Origin of the sequence: Novosphingobium sp. 32-60-15, assembly GCF_002280675.1 — a bacterium.
Taxonomy (GTDB): Bacteria; Pseudomonadota; Alphaproteobacteria; order Sphingomonadales; family Sphingomonadaceae; genus Novosphingobium.
This window is the reverse complement of record NZ_NCEN01000012.1, coordinates 115,795-132,957: the sequence shown is the minus strand read 5'-3', so window position 1 is coordinate 132,957 and position 17,163 is coordinate 115,795. Positions and strand designations below refer to the sequence as shown.

15 protein-coding genes and 1 tRNA gene are annotated in these 17,163 nt (G+C 60.1%); 4 read left to right on the top strand and 12 right to left on the bottom strand.

Annotated features, from left to right (window positions below; translation table 11 throughout):
• Positions 1-137: 137 nt before the first annotated feature.
• The 7 genes from B7Y89_RS10880 to B7Y89_RS10850 all read right to left on the bottom strand — a co-directional run bounded on the left by B7Y89_RS10880 (position 138) and on the right by B7Y89_RS10850 (position 4,503).
• Positions 138-308, bottom strand: coding sequence for a helix-turn-helix domain-containing protein (locus tag B7Y89_RS10880; RefSeq protein ID WP_292938450.1), 171 nt, complete (start codon positions 306-308; stop codon positions 138-140).
• Positions 309-407: 99 nt separating this feature from the next.
• Positions 408-1,112: a hypothetical protein gene (locus tag B7Y89_RS10875; RefSeq protein WP_292938448.1), complete on the bottom strand. Its 705-nt coding sequence runs from the start codon at positions 1,110-1,112 to the stop codon at positions 408-410.
• A gap of 32 nt (positions 1,113-1,144) precedes the next feature.
• On the bottom strand, positions 1,145-2,395 hold the full coding sequence (locus tag B7Y89_RS10870; RefSeq protein WP_292938446.1) for an integrase arm-type DNA-binding domain-containing protein: 1,251 nt from the start codon (positions 2,393-2,395) through the stop codon (positions 1,145-1,147).
• Between the two features lie 164 nt (positions 2,396-2,559).
• Positions 2,560-2,635: transfer RNA gene (locus B7Y89_RS10865), tRNA-Phe, on the bottom strand.
• Between the two features lie 120 nt (positions 2,636-2,755).
• Positions 2,756-2,929, bottom strand: a complete 174-nt coding sequence (yacG, locus tag B7Y89_RS10860; RefSeq protein ID WP_292938445.1) for a DNA gyrase inhibitor YacG — start codon at positions 2,927-2,929, stop codon at positions 2,756-2,758.
• A 10-nt stretch (positions 2,930-2,939) separates the two neighbouring features.
• Positions 2,940-3,932: a ribonuclease E/G gene (locus B7Y89_RS10855; RefSeq protein ID WP_292938443.1), complete on the bottom strand. Its 993-nt coding sequence runs from the start codon at positions 3,930-3,932 to the stop codon at positions 2,940-2,942.
• Complete coding sequence (locus B7Y89_RS10850) at positions 3,922-4,503, bottom strand: Maf family nucleotide pyrophosphatase (protein ID WP_292938464.1); 582 nt, start codon at positions 4,501-4,503, stop codon at positions 3,922-3,924. The genes B7Y89_RS10855 and B7Y89_RS10850 overlap by 11 nt, the downstream gene beginning before the upstream one ends.
• A 268-nt stretch (positions 4,504-4,771) precedes the next feature.
• Between B7Y89_RS10850 and B7Y89_RS10845 the strand changes: the two genes are divergently transcribed.
• The 4 genes from B7Y89_RS10845 (at position 4,772) to B7Y89_RS10830 (ending at position 10,812) form a co-directional block, all read left to right on the top strand.
• Complete coding sequence (locus tag B7Y89_RS10845; RefSeq protein ID WP_292938441.1) at positions 4,772-7,264, top strand: TonB-dependent receptor; 2,493 nt, start codon at positions 4,772-4,774, stop codon at positions 7,262-7,264.
• A 78-nt stretch (positions 7,265-7,342) separates the two neighbouring features.
• Entirely contained in the window at positions 7,343-9,280 is a 1,938-nt protein-coding gene (gene uvrC / locus B7Y89_RS10840) for an excinuclease ABC subunit UvrC (protein ID WP_292938439.1), read from the top strand.
• A 189-nt stretch (positions 9,281-9,469) separates the two neighbouring features.
• On the top strand, positions 9,470-10,363 hold the full coding sequence (locus tag B7Y89_RS10835) for a hypothetical protein (protein WP_292938437.1): 894 nt from the start codon (positions 9,470-9,472) through the stop codon (positions 10,361-10,363).
• The gene (locus B7Y89_RS10830) at positions 10,360-10,812 is read left to right on the top strand and encodes a hypothetical protein (protein WP_292938436.1); all 453 of its coding nucleotides are present in this window, start codon (positions 10,360-10,362) and stop codon (positions 10,810-10,812) included. Before B7Y89_RS10835 ends, B7Y89_RS10830 begins: the two co-directional genes overlap by 4 nt.
• On the opposite strand, the gene B7Y89_RS10825 is transcribed toward B7Y89_RS10830, so the two are convergent.
• The 5 genes from B7Y89_RS10825 to thiL form a co-directional block, all read right to left on the bottom strand.
• Positions 10,813-11,706 carry an acyl-CoA thioesterase II gene (locus B7Y89_RS10825; RefSeq protein WP_292938434.1) on the bottom strand — a complete coding sequence of 298 codons (894 nt, stop codon included), beginning with the start codon at positions 11,704-11,706 and terminating at the stop codon, positions 10,813-10,815.
• Between the two features lie 46 nt (positions 11,707-11,752).
• The gene (locus B7Y89_RS10820; RefSeq protein ID WP_292938432.1) at positions 11,753-12,634 is read right to left on the bottom strand and encodes a transcriptional regulator; all 882 of its coding nucleotides are present in this window, start codon (positions 12,632-12,634) and stop codon (positions 11,753-11,755) included.
• Positions 12,631-13,698 (bottom strand): GNAT family N-acetyltransferase, encoded by a 1,068-nt coding sequence (locus tag B7Y89_RS10815; protein ID WP_292938430.1) that lies wholly within the window; start codon positions 13,696-13,698, stop codon positions 12,631-12,633. The genes B7Y89_RS10820 and B7Y89_RS10815 overlap by 4 nt, the downstream gene beginning before the upstream one ends.
• Before the next feature lie 230 nt (positions 13,699-13,928).
• Positions 13,929-16,052 (bottom strand): sodium-translocating pyrophosphatase, encoded by a 2,124-nt coding sequence (locus B7Y89_RS10810; protein ID WP_292938429.1) that lies wholly within the window; start codon positions 16,050-16,052, stop codon positions 13,929-13,931.
• A 121-nt stretch (positions 16,053-16,173) separates the two neighbouring features.
• Positions 16,174-17,049, bottom strand: a complete 876-nt coding sequence (thiL, locus tag B7Y89_RS10805; protein WP_292938428.1) for a thiamine-phosphate kinase — start codon at positions 17,047-17,049, stop codon at positions 16,174-16,176.
• Positions 17,050-17,163: the final 114 nt, after the last annotated feature.

Below are 17,163 nucleotides of genomic sequence, written 5' to 3'. Positions count from 1 at the left end.
AATCGGCTTCAGGCCTTTGCCCTGCCAGTTGCGCACGGTGTGCGTGTGCACCTGAAGGCAATCCGCCAACTCTGCCACGCTGTAACTGCGGTGCAGTTTTACCCGATAGGGATTTACCCGGCGGGCAAGCACCGGCCTTACTCCTGCCCTATCACCAGACGGCGGACAGATTCCGCCTTGATAAGCGTGCGACGGCCAAGCTTGAACGCTTCCAGCCGCCCGTCTGCGATCATCGCGTTGATCGTCGTGCGGCCAAGGCTAAGCGCGTGGCCGGTTTCCTTGATTGAGTATGCGAGGCGTTCCATCATCTATGCTCCAGCATGTGCTGGCGGGTGCCAGCGGGCACTGGAATAGTTCGACGGAAATCAGGTTTGAATCGCGCGGTAAGGTTCGGAAAGGTTCGGAAACTACTGCGCAGCTTCGATCTTCTGCCAAAGTTGGCGGGCGCGGTCAGTTACGGCGGTATCGCCAGCATCTATGCCATTGGCATTGAACCACGCAAACATCGCGTCTTTGATTTGCTTCTGCGATTTCGGCTGCAAGTCGCCAACGTAGAGTTGCACCGCGATGTCAGCCCACATTGCATCCCAATGCGCAGCAAGGGGTTTGCCGCCTTTGTTCTTCGGTGCCGTCAGCAACGTGGCGGGTGGCGACGCAGTGTCCGATGTTTTCGGGGATAATGGTCGGACAAACGAAAAGCGTTCGATTTCAAGTTCGCGGAACATACGCATCTTCAGGTCGGTCAGCATTTCGTCTGCTGCATTTTTTGCACTGCCGAAGCGTTCCGGTCCGCCCATGGTGGCCATCCTAACGGCTTCAGCCACATGCGCATCCCAGTTATGGGTTTGGGCTGTCAGACTACCAACTATTTGGTCGAAGGCGTCAGGACTTTTGGCAACTTCACCCACATGTTTGACTGCCGCCGCAATGAAGGCCCGTCCTTCAGCTTCACAGATTTCTACGGCGCGCTTTATGGTAACCCCGCTCCTGATTATTTTCTTGAAGGAGTGTTCGGCGTGCATCTCCTTCTGCTTCGTCCCGCAAGAGGATATGGCTTGAGCAGTCAGATGTTCGAGTAGCAGGCGAATCTGCGAGTGTTCGAGTTTGTCCACAATCGCATGATTCCGTCTAACTCCGGTGCTGTCTAGCGTCTGGACGCACTAGGAAAGGGGACAACTTCCGCCCCAGTCCGCAAGGTATCGAGATAATCGGCCCACCATTGCGCCATATCGACACGCTCCTGCCAGTGCTGGCCGCGATGATAGGCGGCGCGCACGGCGTCCTTGTCCTTGTGTGCCAGTGCGCGTTCGATGGCGTCTGACGACCACTTGCCCGATTCGTTTAGCAACGTGCTGGCCATCGCGCGGAAGCCGTGGCCGGTCATTTCGTCGTTGGAATAGCCCAGACGGCGAAGCGCGGCGTTGACGGTGTTCTCCGACATCGGGCGAAGGTGCGTGCGGATCGAGGGGAAGACATACTGGCCATCACCCGTCAGATCGCGTGCTTCTGCCAGCACGGCCAGCGCTTGGCACGACAGTGGCACAACGTGTTCGGAACGCGCCTTCATCTTCTCGGCTGGAATGCGCCAGACCTTCGCGTCGAAATCGAACTCCGACCATTCGGCATAGCGCAGTTCGCCGGGGCGCACGAAGACCAGCGCCGCCAGTTGCAAGGCGAAGCGCGTGACAGGGTGGCCGTCATAGCCGTTGATCGCGCGCAGGAGTTCACCCGCCTTCCTTGGTTCAAGGATGGCGGCGTGGTGCTTTGCTTTGTGGCTGGTCAATGCGCCGCGTAGATCGCGCGTAGGGTCTGACGGAGCCAACTGGTTCGCGATGGCGAAGCGGAACACTTGGCTGGCAAACTGCAATGCGCGGTGGGCGGCTTCGGTGCGTCCGGTAGTTTCATACTTGCGCACGGCTTCCAGCATTTCGAACGGCTGGATTTCCGCGACAGGGCGCTGGCCTATGGTTCGGGCCAGAAGTTTCAGGAGCCATTCCTGCTTATCAGTGGTGCGTTCAGACCGGCCTTCACGCTGGCACTTGTCGATATAGGCGCGGGCAACCGCTTCGAACGAATTGGCGGCGCTAATCTTGGCGGTGTGCGCATCGCGGCGCTTTTTTTCGGCAGGATCGATGCCAGCCGCCAGAGAGGCGCGGGCTTCATCGCGCAAGCGGCGCGCTTCCTTGAGGTTCACTTCGGGATAAGTGCCAAAGCCCACCTTCTTTTCAACGCGCTTGGGCTCGCCCGCTTCGTCGCGGCCATCGACACGAAACTTGAACCGCCACAGTTTGCCGCCTGAAGGCTGGACCAAAAGGAACAGGCCTTTTTCGTCTGTCAGCTTGTAGGGCTTCGCTTGAGGCTTTGCATTGCGGATTGCGGTGTCTGTCAGTGCCATTGGGGGCCACGCCTTTCGACTAATTCGAAGTGGCCCCCAAGATGGCCCCCAGAATCACCCGATTGCAGGCGAACAATGGCAAACATCAGCGGTAAAGCCGACGCCATAAATGGCAGATTTCTGCGGTTTTTTCAAGCTTTGGCGGGGGTTGGCGAACAGGCCAATGGTGCCCGGGGACGGATTCGAACCGCCGACACGCGGATTTTCAATCCGCTGCTCTACCAACTGAGCTACCCGGGCATCTTCGAGCGCCGCCTTGTTCAGGGGGCCGCTTTCGATTTGGAAGCGCGCCTATGGCGAAGCGGGGGCGGGTTGGCAAGCCCCCTGTGAAGGATTTCGTGCGGGAAATTTTATTTACCGTCAGTCTTCGGGATCGATCTCTACAGGAAGGCCGGGGAGGGCGTAGCCTTCGTCGAGCCATTGCAGCAGATCGCGGTCACGGCAGCGGGTGGAGCAGAACGGGGCGTGTTCTTCAACGCGCGGCTTGCGGCAGATCGGGCAGCGGCGGATGGGGCGGGTGGCGTCAATTGTCATGGTTGGTGGCTCATTGCGGGATGGCCTGTGCGTAGCTGCCGATAAGGGAGAGCGCTGTGTCGGCTTTGCGGCGTATGGTGCGGCCGGTCCGGCGCGCGAGTTCGGCCTCCCATTCGGGTTGGATGGCTTCGAGAACGGCAGGGTGTGCGCAGAGCAGCAGCGCGCCGGGTTCTGCCACGCGTTCAGCGGCACGCAACAGAATGCGCGCAGCCGCCGCGCTGCGGTGGCGGGCAAAGCGCGCGACGAGCGAGGGGCGTTCAAGGCGGGCGACGAGGTGAACGAAGCCAAAGCCGTTCATGGCGGTGCGCTCACCAGTCCAGTCGATCAGGCTGTCGGCCAGCGCCTTGTCCACATGCTGGCGGTCTTTCTTGTCGGCAAGCGAGGGGAAATCGATGCCGATGGAACCGCCGATATCGAGGCGGTGCAACGCATCGGCGATAACCGGCACAGCTTCGAGCGAAAGTTTGAGCGGGGGCAGGGTGCCATCAATATCGATCAGCGTCATGGCAGGGGTGGGGCTGATGATGATCGAGCCGCCTGCGAACCGGATTTCGCCGGTCAGGGCCTGTTCAACCAGATCATCCCAGCCATTCACGGCCATGGCAGTGCTGGTGACGGGCAGGGCGCGCAAGGTGGCGCCTGTGGCCTCGATTTCCTCACGCAAGGTAGGGGCAGGGGCTGGCGTTTCACCCGGAGCAGGGCGCGTTACGGGGAGCTTGGTGCGGCCCCTTTCGGCAATGGCGGCGCGGACGACGCGAACGGTGAGGGTGACGCCTTCGGTTGCATCGCGCGGGAGGTGGTCAATGAACGCATCGGTGCCGTCTTCGAAACGGACAATGCCGCGTTTGGCATCGTGCAGGCGTTTGACGAGGCGGGCCTGCGCGATTAGGCCGGGGCGGATGGGATCGCCCCATTCGATGCGCGCGGAAAGAATGTCTCCGTGCGACACGAGGATCGCGCGTTCTTCGGCAATGCCGGCTTCGTAGAGCCATTCAGCGGACATAGATACCTGCAGCAATCAAGAGGCGACGCGTTTCGAACAAGGGCAGACCGATCACGCCCGAATGGCTGCCCGACAGCCAGTTGCAGAAGCCTTCCGCGCTGCCCTGAATGGCATAGCCGCCGGCTTTGCCCTGCCATTCGCCGCCTGCGATATAGGCGTCGACCTCGGCTTGGGAGAGGCGTTTGAAGCGCAGAATGGTTTCGGACAGGGCTTCGCGCAATTTGCCGTCGGGCGTGATCACGGCGATGGCGGAGTAAACGCGGTGGCGGCGACCCGAAAGCAGGGTGAGGCATTCACGCGCAGTGGCCTCGTCCTCGGCCTTGGGCAGGATCCGCGCGCCTGCGCCGACGACGGTATCACCAGCAAGGATGATGGCACCAGGTGCAAGCGCGGCGGCGGCCCGCGCCTTTTCCGCAGCAAGGCGGACGGCGTGATCGCGCGCGCGTTCGCCCTTGAGGGGGGATTCGTCAATGTCGGTTGCGACAACGCGGGCAGGCGTAATTCCCAAGCGCCCGAGCAATTCAAGGCGGCGCGGGCTGGCCGAGGCGAGAACCAGATCAGGTGCGGTAATTTCGGGCGAGGTGCCGTCCTTCGTCTTATGCTGCCAAAGCCATTGCGGCGGCGCGCGTTGCGGTCCTTTGTCAGATCATGGGGGGCAAGTTCAACCATAACTTGATGGCAGGCCCATGCAAATGGCGAAAGGGAAGGTTGTCATTCATCATGCTGCAATGCGACACCTTGATACTAATTGCGCATTGTTATCGAGGGGGCGCTTGGCCACTCTTTGCGTGAACGAGGCTGCGCGGGGCGTGGCAGTATGATTTTCAAGGGTTTGCAGTGTGATTGTAAAAGCAGCGACATCAATTGGAACGCTGGCGATTTGCCTTTCAGCGTTCAATCCGGCCGTCGCGCAGGATGTCCAGCCCGGCAATAATGACGCAGCGCAAGAAATGCCACCGGGTGAGGAAGACGACCCGATCTTTGCCGAGCCGGGGCAAATCCTTGTGGTGGCGACGCGGATCAAGGGACAGGTGGATACGACGCTGGCGCCGATCGCGGTGCTGGATGAGGCGGCTATTGCTTCTTACGGCGCGGGATCAATTCAGGAATTGCTGACCGCGCTGTCGCCCCAAACATCATCGGGGCGCGGGCGCGGGGGCGGCATGCCGATTGTGTTGCTGAACGGGATGCGCATTTCGGGCTTTCGTGAATTGCGCGGGTTTCCGCCAGAAGCGATCAAGCGGGTGGAAGTGCTGCCCGAGGAAGTTGCGCTGAAATTCGGTTACCGGCCAGACCAGCGCGTGGTGAACTTCATCCTTCAGGACAACTTCACCAGTTATGGCAGCGATACCGAAGTGCGCTTTCCCAGCGGCGGTGGCTTTTCGGAATTCGAACAAGAGTTTACGCTGACCAAGATTGCCGATGGCAACCGAATTAACGTGACCGCAAAGCTGCAGGATGCCAGCCCTTTGACAGAAGGCGAGCGCGGGATTGTGCAGCCAAGCGCCGGGGCGCTGGTTGCGGGTGACCCCAGAGCAGCGGATTACCGGACGCTGATTGGGGATACAAAGTCGGCGGAATTGAACGCTACACTTGCGCGGGCGCTGGGCGATGGCGCGGGGTTTAGCGCAAATGTCCAGGTGCAGCGCGATGACTCGCGCGATTTGAACGGATTGAACACTGTAACGCTCGGCGATTTCACGCGGACGACGATTTTGCCGCAGCCGATCACGACGCGCCGCCGCACTACCACAGTGCAGGCCGGCGCAGCGCTGAACAAGCCGTTGGGCGATTGGTTGCTGGCGCTGACGGCGGATGGCGGGCACGTCGAGACGAAGAGCACGATTGATAACCGGGCAAATCTGACGGGCCTGGAAACGCTGGTAAATGCGGGATTGTTAAGCCCGACGGGGGCATTGCCCGCCGAGGCAATCCTTGGCGTGGCAGCCGACAAGGCGCTTTCAAAGACAGACACGCTGTCGAGCCTTGCGACATTCAGCGGCAGGCCACTGCGTTTGCCGGGTGGTGAAGTGGGGCTGACGGTGAAGGCCGGGTTCGATTATTCGGGCATCGAAAGTAGCGATACGCGCACGGCGACCGGCACTGTCAACCTGAAGCGCGGTGATGCGCAAGTGGGCTTCAACATCGATGTACCGATCACCAGCCGCAAGGAGGGCTTTGGCGCGGGGCTTGGGGATTTGTCGTTTAACGCCAATGCCGAAGTGCACCGGCTTTCAGATTTTGGCACGTTGTATAACTGGGGTGGCGGGCTGACGTATGCGCCGTTTGAATCTGTAACACTGACGGCCAGTTATGTGGCAGCGGATAAGGCGCCTACGCTGTTGCAACTGGGCGGACCCGTGACGGTGACGCAGAATGTGGCGCTGTTTGATTTCACGCGCGGCGAGACGGTTCTGGCGACAGTGATCAGCGGCGGAAATCCCAATCTGGTGAAAGAGCGTCAGCGCGATTGGAAGTTCGGGCTGAACTGGTCCCTGCCGTTTTTGAAGGATTCGGCGTTTGTGGCAGAATACTTCCGCAACCGGTCAACCAACACGTCAAACGGTTTTCCGCTGCTGACGGCCGATGTGGAAGCGGCGTTTCCGGGGCGGGTGGTGCGCGATGCCGATGGACGGATCGTGTCGGTAGACCAAAGTGCCGTTACATTTGCGCAAGAGCAAGGATCGCGTTTGCGCTATGGGCTGAATGTTTCTGGCAATTTTGGCAAGGCTGATCCGGCTGCGCAGGCGGGCGCGGGACGTCCGGGGGGCGGCGGGCGGCCTGCTGGCGGCGGAGGTCCGCGCATGGGCGGCATGGGTCGTGGTGGTCCGGGCGGATTTGGCGGTGACGGGCGCGGTCGATGGAACCTGTCGGTATTTCACACGGTGCGTTTCCAGCAATCATTGCAATTTGCAGCCGGTGGCACGGTGCTGAATTTGCTGGACGGTGATGCCATCAACAGCGGCGTTGCGCGGCATTCGCTGGAAATGGAAGGCGGCGGGTTTTATCGCGGGTTCGGGTTGCGGGCGAGCGGTAGCTATACCGGCGGTTCAAGGATTGATGCCAGTGGTGCGCCGGGATCAACCAGTTTGCGCTTTGCCCCGATTGCCACGTTTGATGTGCGCTTGTTTGCCGATCTTGGCAGAAAGCCAAAGCTGGTGGAGAAAGTGCCTTTTTTGAAGGGAAGCCGCGTTTCCTTGTCGGTGGACAACGTGTTCAATGCCCAGCAGCGGGTAACCGACGATACCGGCACTGTGCCGCTGCGCTATAATCCGGGCTTCCTCGATCCACGCGGGCGGGTGTTCGAACTGGAGTTCCGCAAGCAGTTTTAGCGGCTGATGACAGGGTCTGGGGAAATGCCCCTCTGACCCATTGCGTGGCGGGGCAGAGCGACTATTTGCGGTTGCACTATGGCCCGCAAGCCCGAAACCCCGCCTGACCGCGATACCGAACGATTCCATGAGGATCGCGCGTCTGTAACCGTGCGCGGTGCGGACCAGCCCGACATTGACAAGGGCATATCGGTTATCCGCGATACGGTGCAGACTTTGAAGCCGACACCGGGTGTTTACCGGATGCTCGATGCGCGCGGCGATGTGCTTTATGTGGGCAAGGCGCGGGCGCTTAAGAACCGTGTGGTGAATTATACGCAAGTGGACCGGCTGACCAACCGGTTGCGCCGCATGGTCAGCCAGACGCGGTCGATGACCATCATCACGACCAATTCCGAAGCCGAGGCGCTGCTGTTGGAAGCGCAACTGATCAAGCGCTTTCGCCCACCCTACAACGTGCTGTTGCGCGATGATAAGTCGTTTCCGTTTATCCTTTTGCGTGCCGACCATGCGTTTCCGCGCATTCAAAAGCATCGCGGTGCGCGCAAGGCCAAGGGCAATTATTACGGGCCGTTTGCCAGCGCGGGCAGTGTGAACACCACGATCAATGCGCTGCAAAAGCTGTTCCTTTTGCGCAGCTGCAACGATGGTTTCATGTCGCGGCGCGACCGGCCCTGTTTGCTTTACCAGATCAAGCGGTGTTCAGCGCCCTGCGTCGACCGGATTTCGGAAGGCGATTATGCCGAACTGGTGCGGCAGGCGAAGGATTTTCTGGGCGGCAAATCAAGCGCGGTGCAGCGCGAGATCGAGGCCCAGATGCAGGCGGCGGCGGAGAATCTGGACTTTGAACGCGCTGCGATGATGCGCGACCGGTTACGCGCCGCCACGTTCATTCAGGGCAGCCAGGCGATCAACGCCGAGGGCGTGGGCAACGCCGATGTGTTCGCGATGGCAACCAAGGGCGGGCAGGTTGCGGTGCAGGCGTTCTTCATTCGCGGCGGGCAGAACTGGGGTCATCGCGCGTTCTTCCCGACGCATACCGATGGGCTGGCCGAGGAAGAGGTGATGACCAGCTTCCTTGCGCAATTCTACGAAGAAGTGCCGCCCGCGCGTTTGATACTGGTGGATCGCGAATTGCCCGAGGCGGATTTGCTGGCCGAGGCGCTGTGCGAAGCAGCGGGCGGTAAAGTCGATATCTCGGTGCCGCAGCGCGGGGACCGTCGGCGGCTGATGGAGCAGGCGCAGCGCAATGCAGTCGAAGCGCTTGAACGGCGCATGGCCGAAAGCGGGACCAAGGCCAAAGTAATGCGTGAGCTGGCCGAATTTCTGGAACTGCCCGAAGTGCCGCAGCGGATAGAGGTTTACGACAACAGCCACATTCAGGGCACCAATGCCTTGGGTGCGATGATCGTGGCGGGGCCGGAAGGCTTTGTAAAAGCGCAATATCGCAAGTGGAACATCAAGACCGCGCAAACCAATGACGACTTTGCGATGATGCGCGAAGTGATGACACGGCGGTTCGGAAAAGCGCAGGAAGATGACCCTGACCGTGAGAACGGCATGTGGCCCGATCTGGTTCTGATCGATGGCGGCAAAGGGCAGATGTCTTCAGTAAAGGAGGCTCTGGGCGAGCTTGGGATTGAGGATGTGGCGCTGGTGGCAATTGCCAAGGGGCCGCATCATGGCCGTGATGGGCGCGAGGTTTTCCATTTCCCCGACGGGCGCGAGAAAATGCTGCCGGTCAATTCGCCCGTGCTGTTCCATTTGCAGATGATGCGCGATGAAGTTCACCGTTTTGCCATTGGCGCACACCGCGCGAAACGCAGCCGCGCGATTACCGCCAGCCCGCTTGATGAAATTGCGGGCATTGGTCCGGCGCGCAAACGGGCGCTGCTTTTGCATTTTGGTACTGCAGGCAAAGTGCGCGCCGCCAGCCTTGAAGATTTGCAACGCGCACCCGGTGTAAGCGCGGCAGTGGCGCAAACGGTTTATGATTTCTACCATCCGTCAGGTTAGGCGCGGCGTGATGAAAGCAACAAGGCAAGCCGAGGGCGATCACATAATGAACCTTATTGGATTTATATGAAATTTGTCCTTGCCGACACGCTAACCTTTGCTGTTTGTAGCACGTTCAGGGAGTTGGTGTTTAAGTAGCGCCAATTGATTGAAAGCTGCACGGGGGTGCGGCCTATGGAAAGTGGCGGAATGGGGATTCGTGGACATCTTGGCGGGGCAATGGCGTTGGCATTGTGCCTTGCCGCGCCTGCCTGGGCCCAGACGGGCAACGGTGTCGGCACCCAATTTGAACTAGCGTTCTGGCAATCGGTCACGGGCAGTGACGATCCGACGATGTATGAAGCCTATTTGCAACAATATCCCGCCGGGACGTTCAGTGCGCTTGCCAAAGCGAAAGTGGCCAACCTGCGCAAAAGTGCCCCACCCGTTTTAGCGGCTCCTGCTGCAACCGCACCTGCTGCAAGTGCGGCGGCTATTCCGCCTGCACCACTGGTTGAAGCGCCGGTAGTGGTGACTCGTGGCCAGTCCCTGCCGGTTCCTGTGATGGCTGCTGCGCCCGTAGTTGCCGCAGTACCTGCGCCATCGGCAATAGTTTCGCGGGTTGCCACTGATGCTGCACGCATGCCCAAAGAAGAACTGCCCGCGATGGATGATACCGCATTGCTGGAAGAACTGGCAAAATCACAAGAGGTGGGTGGGGCAACTTTACAAGTGGCAGCCACACAAGGCTTTGCTTTGCCTGCGCGTCCGGTGATGAACGATGTGCCCGATTTGACCCTTCCCACGGCATTTTGTTCAGCCGAACAACGCAATGACTTTCATGAGACACGCTATAAGCCCGTGATGGAAATAGCGCAGGCCAATAATGCTGCGGCGGTGGCGCATATGCAGCGTTTGCAGCAAGTCTATGACAGCCTGCAATTGGCCCGCGATCCCACCCCGATGAACGTAATCGCACATGAGGCGAGCGCGTTTCAGCAAGTGGCAGCACAAGCCTATAACCGCCAACTTGCGATGGTGCAGCAGTTCCAGGCGATCATGGCAGTGCCGGTAACGCCGTGCCAGATTGCGGCCGCGCAATGAGAGCGCTGGCAAGCTGTGCCGTTATCGCGGGGCTGATCGTGTCAGTTCCTGCACAAGCGACGGGCTGCCTTGACAGGGCAACGCTGACGGCGGCCCGGCTGAATGAATTCAGCACAATGATGATGACCGTGAACTTGCGCTGCAAAGCCATAGGATCAGATATGTCCGAGGGGTACGAGGCGATGCGGGACGTGCACCGCCCGGCCTTTGCCGCGGCGGACCGCCGTTTGCGCGCGTTCTTCTCAGATAAGCCGCGATCCTATGATGCCTATTCGACGCGGATGGGCAACCGTTATGGCGGCGGGGCAACCGATCCGGCAAATTGCCAGCGGTTTGATAAAGTGGCGCGCGATCTGGCCGATAGGCCCGGCGCGGCGGCTTTGGGCAAAGTCGTATTTACGATGATTGCCACGCCGCGCATTGAAGGTGCGGCGTGTCCTGCACCATGATCATTGGTTGGGCTTTACAGGGCGGATCAAGCCCTCTTGCGTGACACTGGCAACAAGTTTTCCGCCCGCGGTGTAAATGCTGCCCCTATTATAGCCACGTGCCCGGCCAGCCCACGGGCTGTCGCAGGCGTAGAGCAGCCATTCGTCGGCGCGGAAATCATCATGGAACCAGATGGCATGATCAAGGCTGACGACCATCAGTTCGCCTTTGAGCATGCTTGCGGCATGGGGCTGGGTCGCAGTGCCAAGCAGGGTCATGTCGCTGGCATAGGCCAGGACAGCGCGATGGATGCGCGGATCATCGGGCAACGGCGCGACTGATCGGAACCAGGTCCTGGCAACGGGTTCTTGCGGCTGGCCATCAATCCATGCGCGTGGCCAGACAGGACGAAGTTCGATCGGACGGGGCTGGAGCATGAACTTGCGATGCGCCGTAGGCACTTTGTCGATGTGCTGGCGATGCAATTCCGCTTCGCTGGCAAGGCCTTCGGGGCCGGGAACCTGTGGCATGGGTTCGGCATGGTGCAGGCCCTCTTCGCGTTTGTGGAACGATAAGACCATGTTGAGGATGGGTTTGCCAAGCTGGCTGGCAACGACGCGACGGTTGGAAAAGCTGCTGCCATCCAGATCGCGCTCAACCTTGAAGTCGATCACGTGATCTTCACTGCCACCGCGCAAGAAATAGGCATGGAGCGAGTGGACGGGGCGGTCATCGGGAACGGTACGTTCAGCGCTGGCAAGCGCCTGGCCGATGACCTGACCGCCGAAAACACGTCCGACACCGCCAATCTTGCGGCTGCCCTCGAAGTGATCAGCGCCTTGGTTTTTAACATTCAACAGGTCAAGCAAGCGTTGGACAAGCTCTTGCCGGGTAGGATTTTCGCTCTCAATCATCGCCAAGCGATGGACCGGAGCGGCATTTTCGTCAACGCTGTGTGCATCAGCGTGAAGACATCACTTTGCGATAGAGCCGCCAGCCAAAAGCTTTGGCACGATTGGTGGCGGGCCAACGACCGGGCGCGCGCGGTACAAGACCGGCCTTGCGCAATAGGCTGTTGAAAGCCCGTGCGTCCGCTTCGGCAAAGCTCCATTCGGAGCGCCATGTGATAGACAGCGAGACGGAAGGGGCAGGGCCGTTCTTGACAAAGTGCGGCGACATGACCGGCACATAGAGCGCTTCGCCGGGGGCAAGTGGCCACGGCTGCCCACCCGCAACCAGATCATCGCGCCAGAACAAGTCACGCCCGCCACCGGTGTGATAGGTTTCATGCGTTTCATCAGGCGCAAAGCGGGCATCGCCTGCGGGGAACATGGTCATCACTTTGCTGCCCATCAATTGCAGCAGGATGTTGTGTTCAGGATCAAAATGATAGGGCGTAACGCCATTTGGGCTGGTTATAAAAATGAACCCCTGTGGTTTTAACATTGCCCCTGTTTTTGCCTCTATGGCTGGCCGAAGCTCTTCCAGCAACGTGGTGAGCAAGGTGTTGTAGGCAGGGACCTGCTCGATGTTTTTGAGTGCAGCCCAACTGCCCGTCTTGGCGATATTGCGGATGGTTTCGCCAATGCCGATGCCGTTTTCGGGCGCTTTTTCGCCATTGAGGCCAAGCGGCAGATCGGCGCGGTTATACTCGACGCTGTTTTGGGGAAGGGCCTCGGCCATTTGTGCCAGTGCATCCAGTTGCATCAGGGGATGATCGCCCAGCTGGTGGCCCAGCTTGTGCGGGATTTCGGGATAGGACGCGGCAAAGGTGGCGCGCGACGCTGCATCGAACGTATCGAGTGCAACGGATGGGGCGAATGTGGTCGTGTGGTCGTTCATAACGTCAGTCCAATGGGATTGCGTTTAAGTTCGATAGCGTTGAGTAAGTTGAAAATGCGGCGGCGGTTCTTGCCGCCAATGGCGATGGAGATGCGCCCGATGGGGCGGCGTTCGGTCCACAGGCTGTCGATCATCGGATGATCTGGCGCGGCGCAGCTATCGCACCACGCGATGCTTTGCCGGTCCAGCAGGGCAAGGTTTTCGCGCTGAAGCAGAACGCCGGGAGAGAAACGGGCGTAGGCTTCGTCGAATGCAGTTTTGTAAGAAAAACTGCCCGGTGGGGTGAGGAAATTGGCGCGCATCGCGATGGGTTTATCGTCAAGAGCAAGCGTGAGCCGTTCGAGTTTGCCAAGGGCTGCAGCGTGTTCGAGCGAGGTGCGAAACAGAGCTTCGGTTTCAGGCGCGCAGATCATGGCGCTGCCAGCCTTGCCCTTCCAGCCGCTGTGTTCGAGCCGCAGGAATTGATCGATCCAAGGGCCGATGTCGTGTTCGGTTTCGCTGCGTGCGAATGTCAGTGCGCCTTGTTCGGCCAAGCGGGCGTGCTGGCGGCGCAATTCTTTGCGCTTTTTGGCGGTAAGCGCTTGTTCAAGATAGATTTCTGGCGCGAGAGTGGATTGCAGCAGCGCGCGCTGTTCGCGCATGACCAAGGCCGCAGTGCGGTTTTCCGCGCTGGCGAGATCGAACAGCGCTTGGGTGAGCGGTTGGTCCAGCGGCATGGACGGAAGATGGAGAAACAGGGCTTTGCCACAAGCGCTATCAGCCCAATCCAGCAAGGCCTGCCAGAATATTACCTCGTATCCCGTGCGGACAAGCGGTGCGCCGAAGAAGGCGTTGGCATGAATCCATGTGGCACGATGCGGCAAGCGCCACCGGCCGTAGCGTGCAGCCACATGCAACGGAAGCAAACCAACCAGTTGATCGCCAATTGCGACAGTGAACAACTGCACTTGGCCCAGATGCACTTGGCCCAGCGGATCGAAGGCCGCGAGCGCGGGGAGCAGGTACCACGGTTCGAAGAAGGGGTTGGGCATGGCCGCGCCATCGGCAAGGGATTGCCAGCGCATCCGTGCTTCTTGTTCAGCCCAGTCACGCCAGTTTGAGGCCTTTGCGCACAGTGTTCCAATCGGCTCAAGAACCGTTGTGGCGGGCAACTGGGAGAATGGCGGAGCGTTCAAGGTAAGTGTCTGATTACAGGGGATACGCGAAAACTCGGTTAACGCGCCTGCAAAACAATTACGCCGCCCGGATTGGTCCGGACGGCGCTGTAGTTTTCGTATTGGGTATTATGCCGGGATCAGACCCCGGCGTTGGCCGCCAAAGCCGCCAGCAACAGCAAGGCGACGATGTTGGTGATCTTGATCATCGGATTGACGGCGGGGCCAGCGGTGTCCTTGTAAGGATCACCGACGGTATCGCCCGTGACGGCGGCTTTGTGGGCTTCAGAGCCCTTTCCGCCGTGGTGGCCGTCTTCGATGTACTTCTTGGCGTTGTCCCATGCGCCGCCGCCCGATGTCATCGAGATGGCCACAAACAGGCCGCTGACGATAACGCCCAGCAACAGTGCGCCGAGGGCGGCAAAGCCGTTGGCCTGACCTGCAACCGCCGCGATGACGAAATAGACAACGATTGGCGCCAGCACCGGCAGCAGCGATGGCACGATCATTTCCTTGATCGCCGCTTTGGTAACAAGGTCCACGGTGCGGGCATAATCGGGCTTGGACGTACCAGCCATGATGCCCGGATTTTCGCGGAACTGGTTGCGCACATCGATCACCACATCGCCCGCAGCGCGTCCCACAGCGGTCATGCCCATCGCACCGAACAGGTACGGCAGGAGCGCGCCGAGCAGCAGCCCGACGATGACATAGGGGTTTTCAAGGCTGAAGCTGACTGCGAGGTTCGGGAAGAACTCGCGCAAGTCAGTGGTGTAGGCCGCAAACAGCACCAGTGCAGCAAGGCCAGCCGAACCGATGGCGTAGCCCTTGGTCACAGCCTTGGTGGTGTTGCCCACGGCATCGAGGGCATCGGTCTTTTCACGGACCGAATCATCGAGGCCCGCCATTTCGGCAATGCCGCCCGCGTTGTCCGTTACCGGACCATAAGCATCGAGAGCGACTACCATGCCTGCCAAGGCGAGCATGGCTGTGGCGGCATAGGCAATGCCGATGAGGCCAGCGAGTTGATACGCGCCGATGATGCCGGCGCAGATCACCAGCGTTGGCATGGCGGTGGATTCAAGGCTGATGGCAAGGCCCTGGATCACGTTGGTGCCGTGGCCGGTTTCTGATGACTTGGCGATGGACCGGACCGGACGGTAAGCGGTGCTGGTGTAGTATTCGGTGATCCAGATGATCAGCCCAGTGATGACGAGGCCGACCAGCGAGCAATAGAACAGCGTGCGCCCGTTAAACGTCACCGTATCGCCAAGGACCGTATACGACATGGCGGTTTCCATGCTGCCCAAGGCATAGCTGATCGCCCACCAGATGGCGCCGACCGACAGCACGGCGGTGACAAGGAAGCCCTTGTACATCGCGCCCATGATGTTGTTCGAACTGCCCAGTTTGACGAAATACGTGCCGATGATGGAAGTGACGATGCACACGCCGCCTATCAGCAGCGGCAATGCCATCATCGCGCCCAAGCCATCGCCAAGGCCCTTCAGGAGCAGCGCAGTGAGCACCATGGTCGCACCAACGGTGACGACATAGGTTTCGAACAGATCGGCCGCCATACCGGCACAATCGCCGACGTTATCGCCGACGTTATCGGCGATAACCGCAGGGTTGCGTGGATCATCTTCGGGGATGCCGGCTTCGACCTTGCCGACAAGATCCGCGCCCACGTCAGCGGCCTTTGTAAAGATGCCGCCACCCAGACGCGCGAAGATGGAGATGAGCGAAGCACCGAATGCGAGCGCGACGAGGCCATCGACAACCGTACGATCATCGCCGCCCACGGTGTAGCCTGCGATAGCGGTCAGGTAGTGATAGAACACAGCAATGGCGAGTAGCGCAAGGCCAGCCACCAGCATGCCGGTGATTGCGCCTGCGCGGAACGCCAGCGTAAGTCCCTGTTGCAGGCCGCTTTGCGCAGCAGCAGCGGTGCGAACGTTCGAGCGGACCGAGATGTTCATCCCGATGAAGCCCGCAACGCCTGAAAGCACCGAACCTATGACAAAGCCAACCGCCGAGATGGTCCCGAGCGTAGCTGCAATGATCACCGCGACGACGACCCCGACGACGGCGATAGTGGTATATTGGCGCTTCAGATAGGCTTGCGCGCCTTCCTGAATGGCGGCGGCGATTTCTTGCATGCGAGCATTGCCGGCAGGTGAATTCAAGACCTGACGGCTGGTTACAAAGCCATACACGATGGCCAGCAACCCTAGTAAAATCGATAATACGACTAGGTTCACTTTGGCATCCCCCTTTATACCCGGTGCCACGAATGGCCGGTCCCCGTCGTTCGCGGGTGACGGGAAGCTATAGTTTTATTTCTGGCTCGCAAGCCTTTCCATGACCTGGATCAACCGGGAGTTAACTGTGTGTATAACCCAACGAACCCTGCGGCACTGCACCATCAACGATAACAGGTGATGGTGTGCGTGGCTTGGCAAGGCCGATGCAGAAGGCAGGGCAGGGGGGGGCAATACCGGGGGGGAGGGTTAGCAAAAGCTCGTAATCATCGCCCCAACGCATGGCATCATGGCGCCGCTCTGGTGGCAGGTTTGCAGGAAACGGGACGGCGGCGCTGTCAATGGCGAACGTGACATTGCTGGCATCAGCCATGCGCGCAGCGTCAATCAAAAGGCCGTCCGAAACGTCCATCATGGCGGTGGCAAACGGGGCGAGAGCGCGGCCTTGGGCGAGGCGCGGAATGGGGCGGCGGAAAGCGGCGCTATTTGCGCCGGAATGATCGCGCAGCGCTTCAAAGCCGAGCATGGCTGCGCCAACAGGGCCGGTGAGCCAGAGGTTGTCCCCCGGACTTGCGCCTGCGCGTGATGGCGGCGGGCGGTGCGTGGCGCGGCCCAGCGCTGTGAGGCCAAGGCTGCGCGGGCCATTTGCGCTGACCGTATCGCCGCCGAGCAAGGGCACGCCGAATGCTGTGAGCGCTTCGGCAAGGCCTGTGATGAAACGCTCGTCCTGATCGCCCAAGGTAAAGCCGAGCAATACGCCAACCGGTTCAGCGCCCTTGGCGGCAAGATCGGATAAGTTGGTGGCGACCAGTTTCCACGCCACGTCAGCCATATCCTGGCCGGGCAGCCAATGGACGCCCTCGACCATCATGTCATGCGTCACGACCAGTGCTTCGCCGCCGAAATCAAGAACGGCGCAATCATCGGCAAGTCCCCGCGCGGCAGGGTGCGTGGCCAGCGCGCGCATTGCGTCAATCAGGGCGAATTCTTTGCTCACATGGATGTCTATGGAATGGTCAAGGTAACACTACAAGGCCGGTCGGGTATTGGTGCACGGTCCTTAACCCGGTCCAGACCGGTTGAAAAATGCTTGCACGGCTATTCTGATTGC